This window comes from Pontibacter arcticus (assembly GCF_003284895.1).
GTDB classification, from domain to species: Bacteria; Bacteroidota; Bacteroidia; order Cytophagales; family Hymenobacteraceae; genus Pontibacter; species Pontibacter arcticus.
On sequence record NZ_QMDV01000002.1, the window covers coordinates 810,854 to 832,365 of the forward strand.

19 protein-coding genes and 2 tRNA genes are annotated in these 21,512 nt (G+C 39.6%); 2 read left to right on the plus strand and 19 right to left on the minus strand.

Features of this window, described 5'->3' with window-relative positions:
- Nucleotide 1: 1 nt before the first annotated feature.
- Complete coding sequence (locus tag DP923_RS08690; RefSeq protein ID WP_112305428.1) at nt 2–844, minus strand: MBL fold metallo-hydrolase; 843 nt, start codon at nt 842–844, stop codon at nt 2–4.
- A gap of 106 nt (nt 845–950) precedes the next feature.
- Entirely contained in the window at nt 951–1,901 is a 951-nt protein-coding gene (locus DP923_RS08695) for an acetyl-CoA carboxylase carboxyltransferase subunit alpha (RefSeq protein ID WP_112305429.1), read from the minus strand.
- A 210-nt stretch (nt 1,902–2,111) separates the two neighbouring features.
- Here DP923_RS08695 and DP923_RS08700 point away from each other — a divergent pair.
- Nucleotides 2,112–2,185, plus strand: a tRNA-Asp gene (locus tag DP923_RS08700).
- Between the two features lie 58 nt (nt 2,186–2,243).
- Nucleotides 2,244–2,317: transfer RNA gene (locus tag DP923_RS08705), tRNA-Asp, on the plus strand.
- A 374-nt stretch (nt 2,318–2,691) separates the two neighbouring features.
- Here the strand turns inward: DP923_RS08705 and DP923_RS08710 are convergent.
- The 17 genes from DP923_RS08710 to DP923_RS08790 all read right to left on the minus strand — a co-directional run bounded on the left by DP923_RS08710 (nt 2,692) and on the right by DP923_RS08790 (nt 21,511).
- Nucleotides 2,692–4,017 carry a nucleotide sugar dehydrogenase gene (locus DP923_RS08710; RefSeq protein ID WP_112305430.1) on the minus strand — a complete coding sequence of 442 codons (1,326 nt, stop codon included), beginning with the start codon at nt 4,015–4,017 and terminating at the stop codon, nt 2,692–2,694.
- A gap of 31 nt (nt 4,018–4,048) precedes the next feature.
- Nucleotides 4,049–4,792, minus strand: coding sequence for a glycosyltransferase family 2 protein (locus DP923_RS08715; protein WP_112305431.1), 744 nt, complete (start codon nt 4,790–4,792; stop codon nt 4,049–4,051).
- An 81-nt stretch (nt 4,793–4,873) separates the two neighbouring features.
- Nucleotides 4,874–5,443, minus strand: a complete 570-nt coding sequence (locus DP923_RS08720; protein ID WP_394341172.1) for a WcaF family extracellular polysaccharide biosynthesis acetyltransferase — start codon at nt 5,441–5,443, stop codon at nt 4,874–4,876.
- Between the two features lie 3 nt (nt 5,444–5,446).
- Nucleotides 5,447–6,607, minus strand: a complete 1,161-nt coding sequence (locus DP923_RS08725) for a glycosyltransferase (RefSeq protein ID WP_112305432.1) — start codon at nt 6,605–6,607, stop codon at nt 5,447–5,449.
- Nucleotides 6,594–8,474 (minus strand): asparagine synthase (glutamine-hydrolyzing), encoded by a 1,881-nt coding sequence (asnB, locus tag DP923_RS08730; protein ID WP_112305433.1) that lies wholly within the window; start codon nt 8,472–8,474, stop codon nt 6,594–6,596. Before asnB ends, DP923_RS08725 begins: the two co-directional genes overlap by 14 nt.
- Nucleotides 8,475–8,587: 113 nt before the next feature.
- Nucleotides 8,588–9,640, minus strand: a complete 1,053-nt coding sequence (locus DP923_RS08735) for a glycosyltransferase family 4 protein (RefSeq protein WP_112305434.1) — start codon at nt 9,638–9,640, stop codon at nt 8,588–8,590.
- 48 nt (nt 9,641–9,688) lie between these two features.
- Nucleotides 9,689–10,552 (minus strand): O-antigen ligase family protein, encoded by an 864-nt coding sequence (locus DP923_RS16685; protein WP_165838168.1) that lies wholly within the window; start codon nt 10,550–10,552, stop codon nt 9,689–9,691.
- Between the two features lie 514 nt (nt 10,553–11,066).
- Complete coding sequence (locus DP923_RS08745; RefSeq protein WP_207801955.1) at nt 11,067–12,164, minus strand: glycosyltransferase family 4 protein; 1,098 nt, start codon at nt 12,162–12,164, stop codon at nt 11,067–11,069.
- A gap of 64 nt (nt 12,165–12,228) precedes the next feature.
- Complete coding sequence (locus DP923_RS08750; RefSeq protein ID WP_112305437.1) at nt 12,229–13,152, minus strand: glycosyltransferase family 2 protein; 924 nt, start codon at nt 13,150–13,152, stop codon at nt 12,229–12,231.
- A 536-nt stretch (nt 13,153–13,688) separates the two neighbouring features.
- Nucleotides 13,689–14,879, minus strand: a complete 1,191-nt coding sequence (locus DP923_RS08755; protein ID WP_112305438.1) for a glycosyltransferase family 4 protein — start codon at nt 14,877–14,879, stop codon at nt 13,689–13,691.
- Nucleotides 14,876–15,805 (minus strand): glycosyltransferase family 2 protein, encoded by a 930-nt coding sequence (locus DP923_RS08760; RefSeq protein WP_112305439.1) that lies wholly within the window; start codon nt 15,803–15,805, stop codon nt 14,876–14,878. Before DP923_RS08760 ends, DP923_RS08755 begins: the two co-directional genes overlap by 4 nt.
- A gap of 8 nt (nt 15,806–15,813) precedes the next feature.
- Nucleotides 15,814–16,623 carry a glycosyltransferase family A protein gene (locus tag DP923_RS08765; RefSeq protein ID WP_112305440.1) on the minus strand — a complete coding sequence of 270 codons (810 nt, stop codon included), beginning with the start codon at nt 16,621–16,623 and terminating at the stop codon, nt 15,814–15,816.
- Between the two features lie 23 nt (nt 16,624–16,646).
- Entirely contained in the window at nt 16,647–17,552 is a 906-nt protein-coding gene (locus tag DP923_RS08770; protein ID WP_112305441.1) for a glycosyltransferase, read from the minus strand.
- Between the two features lie 52 nt (nt 17,553–17,604).
- Nucleotides 17,605–18,774, minus strand: coding sequence for a TDP-N-acetylfucosamine:lipid II N-acetylfucosaminyltransferase (locus DP923_RS08775; protein WP_112305442.1), 1,170 nt, complete (start codon nt 18,772–18,774; stop codon nt 17,605–17,607).
- Nucleotides 18,775–18,827: 53 nt separating this feature from the next.
- Complete coding sequence (locus tag DP923_RS08780; protein ID WP_112305443.1) at nt 18,828–19,835, minus strand: ATP-grasp domain-containing protein; 1,008 nt, start codon at nt 19,833–19,835, stop codon at nt 18,828–18,830.
- Between the two features lie 66 nt (nt 19,836–19,901).
- The gene (locus tag DP923_RS08785; protein WP_112305444.1) at nt 19,902–20,357 is read right to left on the minus strand and encodes a GNAT family N-acetyltransferase; all 456 of its coding nucleotides are present in this window, start codon (nt 20,355–20,357) and stop codon (nt 19,902–19,904) included.
- A gap of 71 nt (nt 20,358–20,428) precedes the next feature.
- Nucleotides 20,429–21,511: a DegT/DnrJ/EryC1/StrS family aminotransferase gene (locus tag DP923_RS08790; protein WP_112305445.1), complete on the minus strand. Its 1,083-nt coding sequence runs from the start codon at nt 21,509–21,511 to the stop codon at nt 20,429–20,431.
- Between the last annotated feature and the right edge of the window lies 1 nt (nt 21,512).

Genomic DNA, 21,512 nt, shown 5'->3' on the forward strand with positions numbered 1-21,512 from the left:
ACTATACTTCGCTTAAGGAGAATGTTTGGGCCAGTCTTACGCCTTTCTCGGTCTGCTGCACGGTGCAGCATTCGTTAACTGCATCATGTTCAAAGAAAAGGATATAGTCCTCAGCGGCAGCTTTATTCAGAAATTGAGACTTCTCTTCCAGCGTTATAAGCGGACGTGTATCGTAGCCCATCACATAAGGTAGCGGTAAATGGCCTACAGAAGGCAGCAAATCAGCCATAAAAGCAATTTTCTTGCCTTTATAAGGTATGATCGGCACCATCATCTTATCAGTATGGCCATCCGCATAAAAAATATCGAACTGCGAAAAAGGAGACGGTTGATTGGGATTGATGAATTGCAGATGTCCGCTTTCCTGCATCGGAAGTATGTTTTCTTTCAGGAAAGAGGCTTTCTCGCGGGCATTTGGTTCAGTAGCCCATTTCCAGTGGTCGGCATTAGACCAGTAGGTAGCGTTCGGGAACACGAGTTCCAGCGCACCATCGCCATTTTTATACTTAACACCGCCTCCGCAATGGTCAAAATGCAGATGGGTCAGGAAAACGTCTGTAATATCAGCTGCAGTAAAGCCAGCTTTTTTTAAAGAACCATGAAGTGAAGCATCACCGTTGAGGTAATAGTGGCTCATGAATTTAGCGTCCTGCTTATCTCCGATCCCATTATCGATCAGGATAAGCCTGTTGCCATCCTCTATCAGCAAACAGCGCATTGCCCAGTTGCAGAGATTATTCTCATCGGCTGGGTTAGTACGTTGCCAAAGTGTTTTAGGCACAACACCAAACATCGCACCGCCATCAAGCTTAAAAAAACCAGTATCTATTACGTGCAGCTTCACCGTTTTAAGAGTTAGAAAGTTAAAAGTTAGATAGTTTGGAAGTTTTGCAGGTGAAGTTAAAAAGTATAGAAGTTAAAACTTTCTAACTTCTATACTTTTTAACTTTTTAACCTTCCAGCACTACGCCCATATTCGAGAACTTCTCAATGCGCGTCATGATTCTATCCTCGCTATCCATTGCTTCAAGTTCATCCAACAGTTTGATCAGCTCTTTCTTTAACGTGCGAATCATTTTTTCAGGTTCTGTGTGCGCACCACCCAGCGGTTCCTTTATAATACCATCGATCAGCTTATTCTGAAGCATATCTTTAGCTGTCAGTTTAAGGGCTTCGGCAGACTGTTCTTTATAATTCCAGCTGCGCCAAAGTATGGTAGAGCAGTTTTCAGGAGAGATTACAGAGTACCAGGAGTTTTCCAACATCATTACTCGGTCGCCGATGGCAATACCCAGGGCACCACCGGATGCACCTTCTCCGATAATCACACAGATAACAGGCACTTTCAGCATGAACATTTCCTTCAGGTTACGGGCAATAGCCTCTCCCTGTCCGCGCTCTTCGGCTTCCAGCCCCGGGAAAGCACCTGGCGTATCGATCAGCGTTATGATCGGTTTACCGAACTTCTCTGCCATTTTCATCAGGCGAAGTGCTTTGCGGTAGCCTTCCGGGTTTGCCATACCAAAATTCCGCAGCTGGCGCTGTTTGGTGTTTCTGCCCTTCTGCTGGCCAATAAACATCACGCTACGGCCTTCGATCTCTCCGAAGCCGCCTACCATCGCTTTATCATCTTTCACGGTACGGTCGCCGTGCAGTTCGAAGAACTTATCAGCGATGCCGTTTATGTAATCTAACGTATAAGGCCTCTCCGGGTGGCGAGACAACTGCACGCGCTGCCAACGGGTAAGGTTAGCGTAAGTTTCCTTTTTAAGGATCTTGATCTTCTCTTCCAGAGCTTTTACCGCATCCGAAACATCTACCTGGCTATCCTGTGCCAGATTTTTCATTTCCTGTAATTTGCCCTCGAGGGCGGCAATTGGCTGTTCGAAATCTAAAAGCATAATCGTATCGCTAGTTTCTGATGCAAATTTAACAGTTTCCTTTATCTCTGCTGAAAAAGTATGGCTTAAAGATACGGATAAAAAATAATCATTTTGGAAATGAGCCTTTTACAGATTTATATCAAAAATATAGTAGCAAATAAGTACCCTACGCTTGCAGAATTCAAATTATCGCTCTACATTTGCATCACCTTAACAATAAGGATAAACGGTCCGGTAGTTCAGTTGGTTAGAATGCCGCCCTGTCACGGCGGAGGTCGCGGGTTCGAGTCCCGTCCGGACCGCAGATTATTCTGCGGTCATATCGTAAAAAGAGCAACAGGCTCTTATCTTAAAAATTTTGGTCCGGTAGTTCAGTTGGTTAGAATGCCGCCCTGTCACGGCGGAGGTCGCGGGTTCGAGTCCCGTCCGGACCGCAAAAGCCTGAGAAGTTATTCTCAGGCTTTTTTGTTTTATAGCCCTTCTCTACCTTCGAAACAATCTACCGTTTTCAATTTCATAGACTAAACTTGCTGTTGTTGGTGTTTCACCGACAACCATACTTTTACCAATTAGTGCTTGCTGGTGAAAACACGCAGCAAGGGCAAGATGTATTCTTTAAATTTAAGAGTGCTAATAGTCCCTTCAATAGGCTAACATTTAGTTATTGTGAAAACACCAAAAACTAAATGCCTGGTCAAAGTATAAAAATCTTAAAACTATACTTTAATACTTTGGACAATGCACTCTAAAAGTAAAAGGCCAGGCATTTAACATACCTGGCCTTTTACTTTTTATATTTAACTAACTATTACAATCTACCGTCTACCATTTCTCTGTCGAGGCAGGCTTTGGTATCAAAAATAACGGCGTTGTTATTGTCTTTATACTTTTTGAAATCTACCTTCTGGAACTCGTTATGCGCTACAGCTACAATGATGGCAGTATACGGTACGGTTTCATCCAGTTCAGGTATAATGTCGATGCCATACTCATGCTTCACCTCATCAGCATCCGCCCATGGGTCGTAAACATCTACATCCATACCAAATTGCTTTAGCTCATGGTAAATATCCACTACACGGGTGTTACGCACATCAGGGCAATTCTCTTTAAACGTAACCCCCATAATGAGCGCCTTAGCACCTTTGATTTTGTGCTCTTTGTTGATCATGAGCTTCACTACTTTGTTAGCTACAAATGACCCCATGTTATCATTTACTCTTCGGCCAGAAAGTATAACCTGCGGATGGTAGCCTAATGCTTCCGCTTTGTGCGCCAGGTAATATGGATCCACGCCAATGCAATGTCCGCCTACAAGGCCGGGCTGGTACTTCAGGAAGTTCCATTTGGTGCCGGCTGCGTCCAATACATCGTGCGTATCGATTCCGATCTTATCAAAGATCAGGGAAAGCTCATTTACAAATGAAATGTTTACGTCGCGCTGTGCATTTTCAATCGCTTTAGAGGCTTCCGCCACTTTTATACTTGGTGCTTTGTGCGTGCCTGCTTCAATAATGCTACGGTACAGGTCATCCACACGCGTTGCAATTTCTGGCGTAGAGCCGCTGGTAACTTTCTTGATCTTGGTCAGGGTGTTTACTTTATCGCCCGGGTTGATGCGCTCCGGAGAATAGCCGGCATAAAAATCCTGGTTAAAAGTAAGACCAGAGAATTTTTCCAGTACAGGTACACAATCTTCTTCCGTACAGCCCGGGTAAACCGTAGATTCATAAATTACAATGTCCCCTTTTTTAAGGACAGAACCCAGCATTTCTGAAGCTTTTAGCAACGGAAGCAGATCCGGCGCTTTAAACTGATCGATGGGCGTTGGAACCGTTACAATGAATGTATTATACTTGCGTAGTTCTTCTTTATCAGCTGAAAAATGCAGTCCCAGTTTATTTTCTCCGCTTTCATTTCTTTTGGAAATTACGAGTTGAAGGTCCTCAAGATTAGCTTCGCGCGTACGGTCTTTCGCTTCGCTGAGCTCCTGAACACGATCTGTATTGATATCGAATCCAAGTACATCATATTTCTTACCGAATTCGATGGCCAAAGGAAGGCCTACATAACCTAAACCAATAATAGCGATCTTTGCGTCTTCTACTAAAATATTATTCCCGGTAGTATTCATTTTATGCTTACTATAATTTATGGCAAAATTACTAAAAAAACTGACTTATTTTTCTGAGTGGCTTTAAAAACCGGGTGTAAAAGCGTGGTTGCAGCTTATTAATTACCCATGCCTGATAATCTTCTTTGTTTGCTCTGATTCTGTTCTTAAGCGTGACATTACTTTTACCTCCCACCCGCATTCTAACCAAATACTCAGGCAGATAGGCTGTGCTGATCTTATGCTTATACAGATAACGTAACATGAGTTCGTAATCTGCCGCACTCTTGAAAGTTGTATTATAAAGGCCCAGCTTCTGGTAAATCTCTTTTTTTACATAGAAAGTGGGGTGAGGCGGCATCCAGCCATTTTTAAAGCTGCTGTGCCTGTACTCTCCTGACTTCCAGTTTCGGATAACCTTATCCGGGTTCTGTCTGTCAACATAAACCAGGTCGGCATAAATACTATTGGTCTTATTCTGAGCGAACGCCTCTACTACAGAAGCCACGGCATTATCGTTGTAGAAAATATCATCCGAGTGCAGAAAACCGATCACATCGCCGGTAGCCAGCCGGACACCTTTGTTCAGGGCATCGTATAAACCGGCATCTTTCTCAGATACAAATGTGCTGATTCTATCTCCATAGCCTTTAATAATATCAATAGTGCCGTCCTTAGAAAGGCCATCCACTACAATGTATTCAATATTAGGGTACGTTTGCGCCAGCACAGAATCTATGGCATCAGCAATCGTATCACGGTTATTATAAACGATGGTAATGATAGAAACTTTCACGGAATTGACTGTTAGGTATTAGTTTTATATTAAGAAAAAGTAAAATAAACGGAAGTGACTCCCCATTTTATACTTTACTTTCTAAGCAATCATTTTGCGCTCACGTTTCGGTTCGGCCGGGTTCCCCTGGTAAATGGTATAGGGTTCCAAATCTTTTGTTGCGACCGATCCGGCTGCCAGCACACTATGGGTACCACACACTACACCCGGGCAAACAACGGCCTTCGCTCCTACCCAAGCACCTTCTGCTACTGTAATCTCACCTGTCAGGAGATCAAAGGTACTTCTTTTATAATCATGGCTACCGGTTAAAAGCATCGCTCCCTGCGATACGGTTGTATTGCTTTCCAGTTTTACTTTCACCAGGTTATCGATCCAGACATATTCCCCGATCCAGACATGATCGCCCACTTCCAATAGCCACGGATATTTTATATTAACAGAAGGCTTAATAACAACGCCTGCTCCAACTTTTGCCCCGAACAGGCGCAGCAGGACCACTTTAATTGAACTCACCGGGTTAAGCGGATTCAGGAAAAAGAGGATGTTCACGAAATACCAGATGGTACGCTTTAAAACTCCTGCCCCCGGGTTATACCAACTGTTGTTGAAAGAAGAAAGTTTAACTTTCAGTATCGGATCGATTGCCACTTTTTATACTTCAAACATCAGCCTGTTAAGCTGAACTGGTTCTGCGTTGTTAATAAATTTATTTCCGTAAAAATACGCTCGTTCTGACCAAATATTATACTCTTGCTGGTCCATTTGAGTTAACTGCTGTATGGCCTGCCTGAATTTGTTTGGTTCAGCAAGAGGGAGGTCAAAACCAAGTTTATCTTTTTCCAGGTTTCTCCAAGGAGTCTGATCACTTATGATAACCGGACAGCCTGCTGTAAAACTTTCCAGAATTATGTGGCCGAAATTCTCCCCTTGAGTAGGTAAAAACAAAGCATGATAATGAGAGAGTGTTGCTGCAACTTTATCGCTTTGCACGCTGCCTTTATACTTAACTTTTATATTATCCGGAAGCTGCCTGATCACTTCCTCACATGCCTGCCAGTAGTCGGCATTATAAACAGGCCCGTAAATATCAAAGTTTATATGCTCACTGCCTTTATAATCCGCTAACAACGCTAAGGCATACTTCGTATTTTTTTCCGGTGAAATCCGGGCGATAGAAACCAGGTTAAGCTGGCCGCGTTGCTTATTACGCAATACATGCGCAACCTCATCAGTCAATTTAGGCAGATTAGGAGCAATAACCACATTTGCTGTAGGGCTAATGGCATTACCTATTGCCTTTTCTTCTTCTTCATTTGTAGCATGAAAACGAATGCCTTTATATAAGCCTGAGGCCTTAATAGCTTTTAGAAACAACTTCTTCTTGCCACCTTTTACATTTATTGCACTTTGAGCTAGCATACCACGCGCTGAGACAATGATCTTTTGGTGGTTTAAACGCTTAAGGATGAAAAGAGGTAAAATGGAAAAGTAAAGCGAGTAAATCCCATTAATAAAAGCGACATCAGGCCCAACTTGTTTTATAACATTAAAAAGACTTTTATACTTGAGATGAGCGGCAGAAAAATAAAATACCTGCACATGGTCTTCTAGCTTGACCCAGGTATTTGGCTGTATATTTTGATACGGTACTGTTTCGCAATAATCCGTATCGCGCGTCAGTATATAAAAGTCGTAGTCCGGCTTCAGATGCTGTACCAGGTTGGCACAGGATTGTATCGGACCGCCGGCTTTATATCCAGGTAAAAACCAGTCGATTGTTACGAGAATCTTTTTCCGGTTACTCAATTTCATTCTCCTCTAACCAGTTTTCCAATACAACTAAATACCAGATGCGTGACCAGGTAACCGTAGCATCTCCCCTTCTGAATTTACTCCATAGTTCCTTTAGTTCATCAGCATTAAAAGCACTTCTATCTCCAAGGTTGTTAAGTTTCTGATCTGCAAAGCTAAACATCTCTTCTTTCAGCCAGTTTTGCCACGGAAGTACAAAACCCATTTTAGGCCTGTTTATAATATCCATCGGCAAAAGATCCCCCAATGATTCAGTTAAAAGTCTTTTGGGTGATGTTGGGTATTTATGCTCGTCTGGTACACCAAGCACATACTCGACCAGTTCATAATCCAGGAAAGGTACTCTTACTTCCAGGGCATGCGCCATACTCATCTGGTCTGTATCGCGCAGTAGCGTGTTCTGCATATACGTACCTATCTCAGCTATGGAAACCTGGCTGAGTAAGGGGAGCTTATGAGGCTGTAAAGCTTGTAACTGCCTGCTTTCCGCTACTAATTGCTGCACCCGGTTAGGCTCCAGTTTAGATTGGTTAGTTAATTTCTGAAGGTAAGCATCAGAAAGTACCTGCCTGGTAATCGGATACGTATAGTTCAGTTGCCAGGACGGTAGCCGAAGCAACTCATCAATCTTAGCGGAAGCCACAGAAGGTTTTAAAGTATGAATAGCCTGACCTGCCAGTTTACGGGCAGCTAAAGGTAATCCTGCAACCCACTGGTTTTTCTGTAAGGTCAGCATACGCTTAAAAACATCGTAACCGCCAAACAATTCATCTCCTCCCAAACCTGACAGGGCCATCGTGATACCGGCTTCTTTCGTTACTTTGGAAACGACATAGGTATTGGGACCATCGCCACTCGGGTGATCCATAGCTTTTAAAGCAGCTGGAATCAAACCAAGGAAATCGTTGGGTGTAAGCCTTATTTCTGTATGTTCTGTATTAAACTTTTTCGCGATGGCAGCCGCATACTTTGCTTCGCTGAAAGCTTCTTCTTCAAACGTAACGGCAAAAGTCTTCACCTTCTTTTTTGCCACCTGGCTCATCAAGCCTACAATGGCACTCGAATCAATGCCGCCAGATAAAAATGCGCCAAATGGTACATCTGCAATCAACCTTCTTTCTACAGCACTGAGCAACAGCTGCTGCACGTTCTGCTTTATCTCCTGGTAACTTTTGCCTTCCGCTTCGCGGCTGTAATTCTTCTCCGGAGACCAGTACTGGAAAAAAGTATAAGCTCCATTCTTTATATGGATACCATGCCCGGGCATGAGCATCTTTACCCCTTCCACCATTGTTTCGGGGGCATGTACCGTCTGGTAGCGCAGGTAATCTGAGAGAGCAGCTTTGTTTAATTTACGGGGAACGTACCCACTGGAAAGCAGCGCCCGCACTTCTGAAGAAAAAAGCAGCAGGTTATCGTGCTGGTAATAGTAAAGTGGTTTAATACCTAAGCGGTCGCGGAAAATAAAGATATCGCCGGCAGCTTTATCCCATAACACAAAGGCAAACATGCCATTGAAATGATGTACACATTCGCGGCCCCAGCGCTTATAAGCTGCCAGTATAACCTCTGTATCGGTTTGGGTTTGAAAAGGATACTCTTTCAGTTCCTGTTTTAGCTCCAGGAAATTATAAATCTCGCCGTTAAAGATCAGAACCAGATTTCCGTCTGGACTGATCATAGGCTGATGGCCGGCACAGGATAGGTCAATGATGGACAGGCGACGTTGCCCGAGGGCCACTCCTGCCTCCACAACACCCCCGCTATCATCAGGGCCACGGTGCGCAATGGCTTCGTTCATTCTATCGAGAACGGGACCTGCTTCTGCAGACGACTGGATTCCTATGATGCCACTAATACCACACATGGTTTGGGTGATTAGAAATTAAAAAATTATGAATTAGAAATTAAATACCTTTTAGTGACCTTGTGAAACGGGACGTCTTCTAACTGGTTTTTAAAGTATAAGTACGTATTATGTTAGACCAGTGCCATCAGTTTGGCTGCCCATTTAGAGGGTGTATTCTGTAGGGCTAACTCCACGCTTTTCTGTCCCATCTGGTAAAGCGCTTTACCGGGTAAATTCATGATGTTTGCCATCCCCTGTTTTAATGCAGGTATGTTACCGGCCTCAAACGTATAGCCATTTACGCCATTTTCAAGAAAAGCTGTAGCTGCGCCTACTTCCCGGCTGCATAACAATGGAAAGCCGGCTGCAGCAAACTCGTGTACCACCACACCCCAAGGTTCGTAAAAGGAGGGCAAAACGAAAACCCCTGCTTCCTGTATATACCGGCGCATTTCCTGAGGCTGCACAAAGCCAATATGTTTTATTTTAGGATGTTTCGTTGCGTTGCTTTCCAATGGGCCCGTGCCTAAGCACCACAATTCCCATTCGTTTGGCTTTTCTTCCTGCAACTGTACAAAAGCCTCCCACATGGTGTCAATACCTTTCTGAGGAATATAGCGTCCTACATAAATAAACCGCTTTGGAAAGTTTTGCTCCTTTAGAGCCTCAACTTCTTTTCCTGCTTTCCGGAATAAGTCTACATCAGCAGCATAATACCCTGATACTATCTTATTTTCTGGAAAGCCTAGTTTCCGGGCATATTTTTGTTGCGGAAGACCAGCAACAAACGCGTGTGTAAAGAGGCGTTGTAACGTAAAAGGCGCCACCAGACGAGCTATCTGTTGCTTCGCTGTACCGAACCAATGGTTATCCATTCCTACCAAAACAGGGATACGCTTCCTGAAAGAACGCACAACGGCCAGGTAATCTTTATCGATCCAGCCACTGCAGAATACCAACAAAGGTTGAATATCCTGACACAAACTAACCAGTTGTTCCCGGGTATAGTCCTGTTTCTCGTATAAGTTTATGTTTTCTGGAATTTCGAACTTAAAGGGCGCTTCTTTATTAACAGGCCAGCGTATAATATGAACTTCTGCCTGATGTTCTGCAGCAAGTGCCTTTACACAGGCCAGAAAATATTCAGCCAGTTCAGTGTATAAGAAAAGGATTTTTGGTTTCATTTATAACATTAGCCTTACAGCAAACAAAGGTAAGAAAATTATACTTACCTAAGACCGAAGAACAGGAAATGGCGCAGTTGCTTTGGGGTTGGCTTTTAAAACGGGCCCTGCTGGCTTATCTTTTACAATATAGATCAGGAGCGTCAGGATCATAAGCACTTGTATGGTAAACGGATTTAGAGAGGCCACCAACCAGGACTCTACCATATTAGAAGTAATAAGGGCAAAAGCTATGGGCAATGCCATATAAGAGTTTTTAGCTGCTTTGAAAAATAAAAATCCCCAACCAATAATAAATAACAGTAATCCAATTAAACCAGTATCCAGCCATACTGTTAAAAAAGCATTATGCGCATTTCCTTCATGCCCGCGCAGACTCAGTTCCCAATAATTTTGCCTGTAGATCCATTCGGTATAGCTAAAGCCACGCCCCACCCAAAAGTTCTTTTGTATCTGCTCCCAGGCAAATTCACGGGCTACTACCCTGCCACCACCTGCGTCCAACGTATCTACACGCAGATACTCCTCAAAACCTAAAGCCTGCGCAATGGCTACGATATCCAAATCAATACTAACCAGCATGATGCCTAAAAATGCACTAAGTACCAAGCCAACAATCTGATTTCTTTTTGATAGATATTGCGTTATCAGAAAAATTAAGACAGATAAAGATTGGCCGCGAGAACCGCTCCAAAGCAGCGAAGAAATAATAAGCGCAAAAATAACGATGTTCTCCCGTTTAGAAAACAGCGTCGGAAAATAGTGCCGGATAACAAAGTATAACAAAAAGAATAAAAAGCAAAACATCCCCAAACCATTCGGGTTACCTAATGCGCCAGAAGAACGGCCGCCTTCGTTGTACATCACAAGCATCGGGTTAGCCAGGTACATCAGATAACCGGCTATGAGCACAGCTACGCCCAGATAAATAATAGCTTTTAAAAAATAGGTATGGTAAGTTATATAAAGACTATAGAACAGAATAGGTATGATAATAAAGAGCAGTGAATAGGAAAGTGTTTTTTGAAAAGCTGTAAAGGGTTCAGGGCTAAAGACAATGCAGAAGAATGCAAATAAACTAAACGCTAGCAAAGGCTGCACAAGTGACTTTGTATTATCCACCCACAGTGTACTTCTTCTATTAAAAAGCAAAGGCACCAAAAGCAGAAGCATCATGACCGTCTTCAGATTTTGTGAAAAAGACAATGCATATATCCGGCTGTCTGAAAGGATAAGCGTAAAAAAGAAAACAATAAACAAGTATAAGTGCCGACCTTTATTCTGCAAATACAGGGCGAATAAAGCTAATAAAGGAATTGCGACAACACCCAGGGCCATGCCTGTAACCAGCCAGCCAACAAGAAGCAAAAACAGTTGTTTATAACTGGCTGCACTATAACCAGCTTCCGCTCGTGCCGATTCTATGTTATGTTCTTGATTTATTAACAATGGATTTAATTGTTTCTATTGTCGTGCTTATAACCGAATCCCAGGTATAAGAATTCTTAACTAACTGTAAAGCTGCCTCTTGCTTCTGTGCTAGTTCTTCCCCATCTATACTGATAGCTTTAACTATCGCTTGCTGGAGTGCGCTTTTGTCGGCTGCCGGAATGAGCCAGCCTGTCTCAACAGATACAAGCGCGCTAACAGCGCCCACATCCGTAGCAATTACTGCCAGACCGGAAGCCATCGCCTCTAATATCACCGTGGGCATTCCTTCTGAGTAGCTTGGGCATACCAACACATCACTTGTCTTTAGGATTGCTTTGATTTCCTGTTCATCTCTAATCAGGCCATGGTAATCAACCTCGTCGTACTTCAACTGCTTTTCAGCAGGTATAGGGCCAATAAAGCTAACCTTAAAATTATACTTTCCGGAAAGGTGCTTTATAACTTCCTGTAGTTCCTCTATGCCTTTGCGTCTTTCATAGCGCCCGATAAATACAAATTTCCTGATTTTATTTGCCTTTACCAACTGGCTTTGCTCTAACCAATGTGGCTCAATACCGATTGGGATTTCCAGAATTTGCTTTGTTGTAATACGCCTTTGAATGGGTGTTAATTTGCCTCCAAGTGAAAATACATAATCAGTATTATGTAGTATATACTTTACAGGCGGACCAAACAAAAGATGCTGAAGCTTAACATTGAAGTTTGGCGCCTGCTGAAACATTTCAACACCATGAAAATTGACGCCTATTGGTGGTAAAGCTTTGCCTTTCTTCTTTTCAATTATTGTTTTCCAGCCGGTAAAACCCTGTGCATACACAAAGTTTACGGGTTCATTTTCTCTGAACAGTTGGTATACTTTTGCGGAATATAAATAAGATTCAACTACATAGTGCCCAGGCAGCTTTCTTGTAGACGGAAATAATACATAATAAGGTGTTATATAAGAAAGCTCTTCTTCCGTAAAGTCTAATAACCGCGGTGTATCGGCATCTTTGCCTCCAGTGTGGTATAAATCTACATATACACCATTTCGCGCTAAATATTTAGCTAAATAGTAAGAGTGCTTTTGCATCCCGCCCAGCACATAAGGGTATATTCCGTCTGTTAGTAAGGCTATCCGCATGTAATAGAGCTAATCAATGTTTAAATTTATAATATAGTGCCCAGAAATTTACTGGATTTAATACCTGAATTGCTATCTTTTTGAATAAAGAAAAATCTCCCTTCCAGATATTGTATCTTCCTTCGCTATGATACATTTTTTTGGTTTCTATAAATCCTGCATTTAAATATAACTCCTCTAATAAATAGAAAAACCGTGTCGTTAGTAATTTTTCATATTGCTTAAAGTTATTCTGCTCGAGCAAATGCTGCTTAATTTTACCCAAAAAAATAATAAGATTGGATTGTCTATCCTTTCTCATTGTTGTATTGGATATTGATTGGTCATGAACATTTTTTTCGAATAAGGGCTCGTTTAATTGAGCATGTTTGTATCCTTTCACTAATAACCTAAATATTAGGTCTTTCTCCTGATTAGAATTAAGCAAAATATTAAACCCTCCTACATTCTCTAAAGCCTCTTTTTTAAAAAGAGCAGAACTGGTAATACCAATTGAACCAGTTATTAATCCTTGCCAAGTATCTTTAAAATCTCTTTTACTATATCTTTTTTCACCATTTATGATTGCAAAGTTTTCAGCTGTGATAAAATCAATCTCATGATTTTGCTGAAAGAAGTTTACTTGTTTTTCAAGTTTAGAATTTATCAAGAAATCATCTGAATCCAAAAATTGAACATAATCGCCCTTGGCAATACTGAGTCCAGAATTTCGTGCATAAGGAGCTCCCTGCCTATTTTCAGTTAAAATTTTAATATCCCAATTATGCTGAACTTTTAAACTTTTGATTATATCCACTGAATTATCCTTTGAATTGTTATCTACACATATAACTTCAAAGTTATTGTAAGTCTGCTTAAAAACAGACTTTAGCATTTGCTCTAGGAACTGAGCGGAATTGTATACAGGAATTATTACTGAAACTAGGGGAAACGACATTTCTAATATTTTAAATTTCAATTTAAAAAATTTAAAAGTTACTAATTAAAAGTAAGCTTATAAAACGTTAATATTCTTTGCTGTCAAATTCTGATGCTTTCCTAAATTAAAGTTCTCAATTCATTTTCTTTATTTATATAGCATATCATTTAGATCTAATGCTTTAACATAAAGAATTATAAGCTACATCAATAATATGATTATATTAAACATTAGAGAAAAGTCGTCTATTCAGTAGAAATAATCACTTTTAAAGAAGCAATGGTTTAATTGTCTAATTTAACGGGTGATGAGTTACAGTCTAATATAGGCTGTTCCTTTAAAAGTATAAATTATTCTGCAATTACTAAGTGTAATTTGATATCATTTGGTATTACATATTGTATATATATTTGCTCCTAATTATTCTATTAAACGATAAAATTAATTCGACTTAATGACATAAGAATAAGAAATTTAAGATTTGATATCATTTAGGATAGGTGGCTATTGCATCCCACCCAGCACATAAGGATAAATCCCATCTGTTAGTAAGGCTATCCGCAAGTAATAGAGCTAATCACCTTTTCCGCATTCTTAACCCAGGTATAGTTCGTTAACACCAGGCGCTTAAAGGCATGGGCACAAGATTCCCTGAGCGATTTATTTTCAATGAATTGATTTAAGGCAGTTTTTAAGCTATCTACATCAGGCTGAATCAATAATCCTGTGATTTGATCATGCATTACATCTTTTACCGGAATATTATCTGGAGCAATTACAGCTTTGCCCATCGCTGCATATTCAAATATTTTAACAGGAGAGCCATACCAGTTAGAAGTTGGCATTACACAGATATCCATACAGGCAATATAATTAAATACATCCTGATGCTTAATGTTGCCGGTAAAGGTAATAACATCCTGCAGCTGCTCCTGTTGAACCAGATTTTTTAAGAGCGGTAAAGTTTCTCCATCCCCAACAATAAGTAAATGCAGCGATGAATCTGAAGCTGATATTGTCTTAAATGCTTTTATCAGTAAATCTATTCCATGCCAGGGAAAAATGGAACCTACAAAGCCTATAACAGTTTTATGCGTAATTTTTAACGCTTCTTTTATATCTGAGGCCCTGTTAAGAGAGTAATTAATATGGGCAGGATTGATGGCATTCGGAGTTAAAATAAATTTATCAGCCTCAATGTGGTAAGTTGTTGACAAGTGCTTTTGAAGTGCACTCGATACAACAGCAATTTTAGTACTTCCTTTTAAAAGCTTTTTTTCTATCTCTACCCCTTTGCCTGCATAAAAGCTGTTCCCCTGCATCTGTACTCTTTCTTCAGCATATGGTGCATTAACTTCCAATACGTGCTGTATACGGTGCTTAACAGCGGCTTCAACGCCAGATGTCTGCAAATAAGCTGCCCTTTCATAAATTAAGTCAGGCTGAAATTGCTGTATTTCTTCTTCCAGAATTTCAGCAGCATATTTATCAAATTTAAGTAATTGATGATCTTTGGCTGTTTCCCATATAAAAGAAGGCACCATCGAAGCAGCCATTTGCTTTAAAGGGCTTCTGCCTTTTATACTCAGATCGCCTTCGTTTATAGTGGTACCCCCCATTATAACCGGTTTTACGTCATGGCCTAGTTGCCCAAAAGCATGTATCATTTCACGTATGTGCGTGCCATAACCTGCAGGACTAGCTAAATTGAGATGTGGATGTGAGGAGTAATAAAGGATTTTCATTTAATTAATTTCCTTAAAAAGTCTTTACCTGCTTCTGTATACTTAAAACCTATTAAGGAATAACTTATAAGATAGAATTTACCGGTTATAGCAGTTAAACCGGGTTTAAAACCAGCAGGTATAAGCTCATTGTATAATGCGATTCCCAGTCCAGCATCATAGGTATAAACTTCTCTTATTTTATTGAAGATAATCTGCAGAATAGCGTTTACCACCTTACTATCATACTTTATCTTAACTAGGTAAGTATAGATCGTGTGCCTTAACCTGATATAGCGTTCCAGATTACTGGTTATATTTAATTGAGAAATCGAACCCGATGCCCGTTCACGTATAACAGTTAGTGGTTTACCATCAAAAAACACGATAGCTCCACGCTGCAACAACCTGAACATCAAATCTGTTTCCTGGCTGCTTTGTAAAGCCTCATTCCAGCCACCTGCCCGCAACGCAGCATCTATCCGGAATAAATTAGCAGAAGTTATTCCCAGCTTGTTTGCACATAATGCAAACCATACATCTTCCTGCTTAACAATACTCTCTTGCCGGATGCCGCCCAAACTTAATTTAATAGAGCTAGCCGCAATAAAACTGATATCTGCATTGGAGAGAATCAAAGCAACCTGGTGCGCAATTTTCCCCGGTTCCAGCAAATCATCCGCGTCCAGAAATTGTACCCATTCCCCATTTGCTAATTGTAAACCTTTATTGCGCGCTGCATTTGCGCCTTTTTTAGTCTCAGTACAAAGTATAAGCTGCGGATACTTTTCCTGAAGAGTAAGTAACACGCTAGCAGTACCGTCTGTTGAGTTATTATCAATACAGATAACTTCTATACTTGGGTAAGTTTGCTTATAAACGCTTGCCAGGCAGTCTTCAATGTACGCCTCAACATTATAACAAGGTATCAGGACAGAGACCAGCATAACTGCAATTATAGTTTAGATTTAATTACAGATTTCAGCTTCATCCAGGGTGTTATTGGTTTGTAAAAAGCATAAGGCTGCCAACAATCATCAAGTTTAATTTTCTTAAGGCCATTGATGTATAAGCTAAAACTAGGCATCGTATTGTTTCTCCAATTGCCAAAGCTGCTTAGGTAAAGCTGATAAGAGCGGATAGCAACCGAAAAATCTGCATTATCTTTATTACTGAGACCTGCCGTTATGGAAGTAGGAGAAATAATCCTTAAATATAAGGGCTCACTTCCAGCTGGTAAATATGTTAACTTCTTATCCTTATAAAACAAGTGCCATGCACTATGGTCAGTAGACAGCAAGGTTCCCTTACTATTTACTGTAACAGCATATTCAAATTTGTGAATAACTGTATTTGGAATCCAGTCCCGCTTTTGCAAGGAGGTAAGTTCTGAAACCATATCATAGTAAGCATGATAGCGATCAGATAAACAATCAAACTCCAGCTTAGAAGCTGTTTCTAAAACAGAAGGATTTATGATATCATCATCATCTAACCGGATTACATAATCTGGCTTTTCAAGCTTATTACCTATCTGCTGTAAAGCATAAGTTACTTTTTCTCCTTTGCGGCGTGCAGCAGATTTTACATAGAGAATATTGCCTTCTTCGTGGTCAAAATCCGTCACAACTATTGCTCTCCAATTTGCATAGGTCTGATCCTGAAGCGATTTTATAGTAAGCTCAAATAACTTATCGCGCAGCGGAGTTCTAAATTCTTCAGGCGTATGCGGTATTATATATAGGAATGATGGAGAATGGATCATGTTGGTTCTGAAAAGGAAAGCGCTTATTTTAATTTAAATGAATGGTAAACTCCTCGGTAAAAATGAAGATTAAGGTAGGATCCGGCTAATTTCTTTTTTGAAAAAGTAAATAAATTTAATAGTAGAAACAGCACCTCTTTCAGAACAACTCTGGTAAACATAACTGGCGTAAAAAAACTTTTACTCTTTAAACCAGCACTAATTCCTGCCTTAAATTTTCTGTTTATTAACCAGTTAAATGTAGCTCTTTCTTTGGGCACGTAATGCCATACTTTTGCATCTTCTACATACCAAGGATTTATGCCCAGATTATCTAGCCTTACCATCATATCATGCTCCTGCCCGGTTGCACCGGTTGCAGAGTTAGGCCCAAAATTGATGTCAAAACCACCTGCTTTTTTTAGTTGTGAGCTATGAGCTGCCCAGTTGAATCCTATTAAATCGATGGGTGACAGTTTTTTGTTTTTTGCTTTTTCCCAGCCACTTGCTGAAACAGGCATAAAGTCTATATAGTAAGGCTCAGGGCGTAGCTCGTAGTCTACTTGATAAGGCCCTCCGTAAAAATAATCAAGCCCATACTCCTCAAAAGCAGAAGCGTAAGCTGTAATTACTTCAGGAGATACCCTGATATCGTCATCAAAGAAAATAATAAAAATATCATTCTCTATTGTATCCAGTGCTTTGTTAAGGGCATCGCTTTTATTAGCCTGTGCACTGTATTGATATTCGCAACCAATGTTTTTATACTTACTGCATACAATTTCAGCATCACCTTTCTCCCCATTTTCAATAACAATGGTTTTTAGATAGTTTGACGGAAAAACGCATTTGCTTAAACTTTCTAAAGTTCTGTTAAGCAGAGAACCCCTGCCATAAGTTGGTATGACAATGATAATACTATCTTTTTTATTTAAAGTCTCGGACCTCATACTTCCAGTCACAATCTAAAATGGTAAACGAATTGCCAGAATCCAATTTCTATTAAATTATGTTCTTCGTCTTTGCTTCGTGCTTATCTACAATGGCTTGGATATCTTTTATAAATTTATCATTATTTGAGATATCATTCAGCTTATTATATAAAGCCCTGTTATGCATACAATCCGCTAAACTTAGTTGAAGCTTATTATTTTTTAAATCATCCTCTAACTGGCCTTCTATTGAAAAAATAATAAACCCCAAGTTTTTTAACCATTTTAAAGATGGGTTCTTGACAGATAGATATACCTTAACTCCATTTATCAATGAAATTAAGACATTCCCTAAGGCCATCTGCCTATAAGAATTGAAAACAGCAGTTGAACAATTACCAATTAAATTGACATACTCATTGAAAGGGATGAAATCTTCAAGAAGTTCATAAGGGTTAGGTAAACTCATTAAGTTACTTTTAAGCTCATTCCCATAAGTTTCATTCCCCGGTGTATAACTATAGGGTATTATCAGAGGAATTTTATTATTACTGGCTAATAATATATCTAATATATCAAGATGATTATTACTAGGTGAACGCGAATTACCTAATATGATTCCTGATTTCTTCGGTTTTGAAAGATCAACTTTCGGAACAGGTATAGTTAAAGGAAGAGCTAAGAACTCTGGCAAATAATGAACCTTCTTCTTTAACATTTTATATTCATTATAATCAAATGCTAAAAAGAAATTAACTCTTTTAATGGCTCTTTCACTAATCTTATCTTCAGTATTTCTAATTCTGCCCGTAAGAACATCCTTGATAGTAGCTTTTGTTTCAATATAATTAAGCTCAAGTTTTTTAAAGAATACATTTTTTATACCTAATGCTTTTTTTGTTAAGTCTGAGTATATATCATATCTATACTTTATCATATGATAGACTTCAGCACCAAAAAAATGCCATATAACTTTGATATTAGGATCTAAACTGTTAATTAACTTCGCTTTAGTTAAGTCAAGGTGATAGATTATAACGCAATCAAATACCAAGGCCTTTTTCGCTAAAGCAGCTAGGCTTTCCGAAGTGGGTTTAATCCACTCAATGCTATTTATATATTTACCATTATAGGTAAATTCTTCTTTAAGAGAAACGATATGATTTTCGCAGGTGGTATACCTTAATAAGTGACCATCAATAAATTTATCATCACTAACGACATGAAGTATTTTGAGCATTATTATACTGAAGATTAAATTAATGTTGAAGCTAATTCTACTTTCAAAGCGGCTTATGCTCTTGTAATAGTTAAATCTTTCAAACCTTTCACGCCTATTTCCGGTTTGAAGTCATTTTCATTAATTTGTTTATCATTTAGCCAGGCTATAATTGCTCCTGGTAAATTTACGCCTGCTAAATGTGAAAATGGATACCCTCCACCAAATCGGGCATTCATTTCCAAAACATAAGGAACATTATCTACTAAAAACACATCGGTATCCAGGTTAGCGATATGCTGAAGCGCTTTACTCATTCTTTCACCCAGCTCTAACATAGCAGGTGAATGAACAGTTTCAGCACTATCTGTTTCTCCGGATCGCATGGCTATCTTCTTTTTCACTATAGTAGCCTGGTACTTTCCTTTAAGGTCATTAATAATATCCAGGCCATATTCCTGGCCTTTTAGTTTCTCCTGAATAAGGATACAGTTATCGTTATCCTGTTCTGATTCAAAGGATAAATAACTTCTAAAAATTTCCCGTTTTACTTTTGTGTATAAAATGGCAAGCTCTTCCTCATTATCAGCTTCCTGTACAGCAATAGAACCCATACCCCACCTTGGCTTGATGATAAGAGGGTAATTTATTTTCTTCTGAGCTATAGCTTCTACCGCATCAGCTACACTCAAAAATGTAGCTGGTGTATTAAACTTGTTTTTTACTAAGAATTGATATGTTTTCCATTTATCATTACAGATATCAATTACACGCTCATCCGAAACAATCACCTGCGTACCAATTACTTCAAAATCCTGCTTATGATTTGCTAAAATAGGTAAGTCAATATCAAAAAGTGGTATTATAGCCTTAATAGCGTGTTGCTGGCAGTATTCCAGCAGAAAACTTATATAATTGGTATCATAAATCAGGGGCGTAACGACAGCCTTGTCCGCTACTCTCAAAGCCGGAGCATCCGGAGAACTATTAGCTGCATGCACTTCACCAATACTTTTAAGTTCTTCTTTAAAATATTCGATTAAATAGCTTCTTCTACCAGAAGAAGTGAATAATATATTCATGATTAGCTAATTAGTTGATGTTATTAAATAACTTAAAGTGCTTTAAAAAATCGCTGAAGGTTTATCTTAAAATATAAGTGTCATGCGCGCAGTCATATCATTCTGCCTGTCGTTTACCAACTCCGTAACACGAAAACCCAATGAGTTATATAAATGTATTCCTGCAGCATTCCCAGCCCAGGTTTCTACTTTTATAGAATTCATATTAGCTTCTTGGCACTGCGCAATACAATTCGATAATAGTTTGCGGCCTAGTCCTTTACCTTTATGTAAATCATCTATAGCGAAGTATGAGATATAAGCTTGTTTGCTGTTAAAATCATTACAATAAAAAGCGATCATACCAGCAATAACATTTTCATTTACTGCAAAAGCCAAAGATGCTTGCTCCAGGAGCTTTTCGGAATACTCTTTTAAATTAACCTTTGAAGCGATTGCAGGTACAAAGAACTTTTCTTGATGAAGTATAAATACTTCAATTTGTTCTGCTGTCAGATAACTTTTATCAGAGCTTATTTTCATGTTAGCATTAAGAAACTTATACTTAATATATCAAACACCTATTAGAAATTTTAAAACAGCACTTTAAACAGCTAATTATTTTGAACTCGTAGTAAGTGTCTGCAAATCAAATCTACCTCTTCCACTGAAAGGTCAAAGTATAAAGGCAAACATAGCACTCGTTTTGCGATGTCGTCTGTAACTGCTAAAGATTGTGGCTCCAAATAAGGTAAAGTATTTGCCAGGGAAGGATAAAAATAGCGTCTGGTAAATATTTCCTTTGTTTTCAGGCTTTCGATACACTTTAACATCAACGCTTCGTTTTCAAAAACAAGTGGGTAATAAGCGTAGTTGTTTTCAGAAGCTTTATGCCATTGCGGCCGGCGTGCCTGAAAGTTTCTTAAATTATGATCGAACCGCTCTGTCAGGCTTTTTCTTTTTAAGTGAATCTCCTCTATATAAGCCAGATTAGTTAAGCCCATCGCAGCATGGAACTCAGAGTTTTTACCATTGATGCCTAATTCTGCAAAAGACTCCGGCCCATTAAAACCGAAATTACGGATATAAGCCAGTTTCTTTAAGAGTTCAGGCTCTTTTGTTATGATCAAGCCCCCTTCCCCTGAATGGTATAATTTAGTAGCATGCAGGCTGCAGGTTGTTATGTCACCATATTCAAAAATTGATTTTCCATTCACCTGTACTCCAAATGCATGAGCGCCATCATAGATTACTTTCAGGTTATACTTATTAGCAATCCCATCAATCGCTTCCACATCACAGGGGTTACCATACACATGCGTAGCTAATATGGCTGTGGTTTTATCAGTAATAGCAGCCTCAATTTTGGCAGCATCAATATTCAGGGAGCCCGGGTCAATATCTACAAACACAGGCTGGCAGCCCTCCCATACAATAGTGCTGGTAGTAGCCACAAAGGAGAAGGGTGTTGTAATAATTTCTCCTTTTAAATTCAATGCTTTTATAGCCATCTGTAAAGCTACCGTACCATTTGTTACAAATAATAAATGCTTTACACTTAAAAACGCTTTCAGCTGTAACTCCAGTTCATTCGCTAACGGCCCCATATTGGTTAACCACTGGCGTTTCCAGATACCGTCTAAATACTTGGTGTATTCTTCTTGAGGAGGTAAAAAAGGTTTGGTTAAAGGGATCATA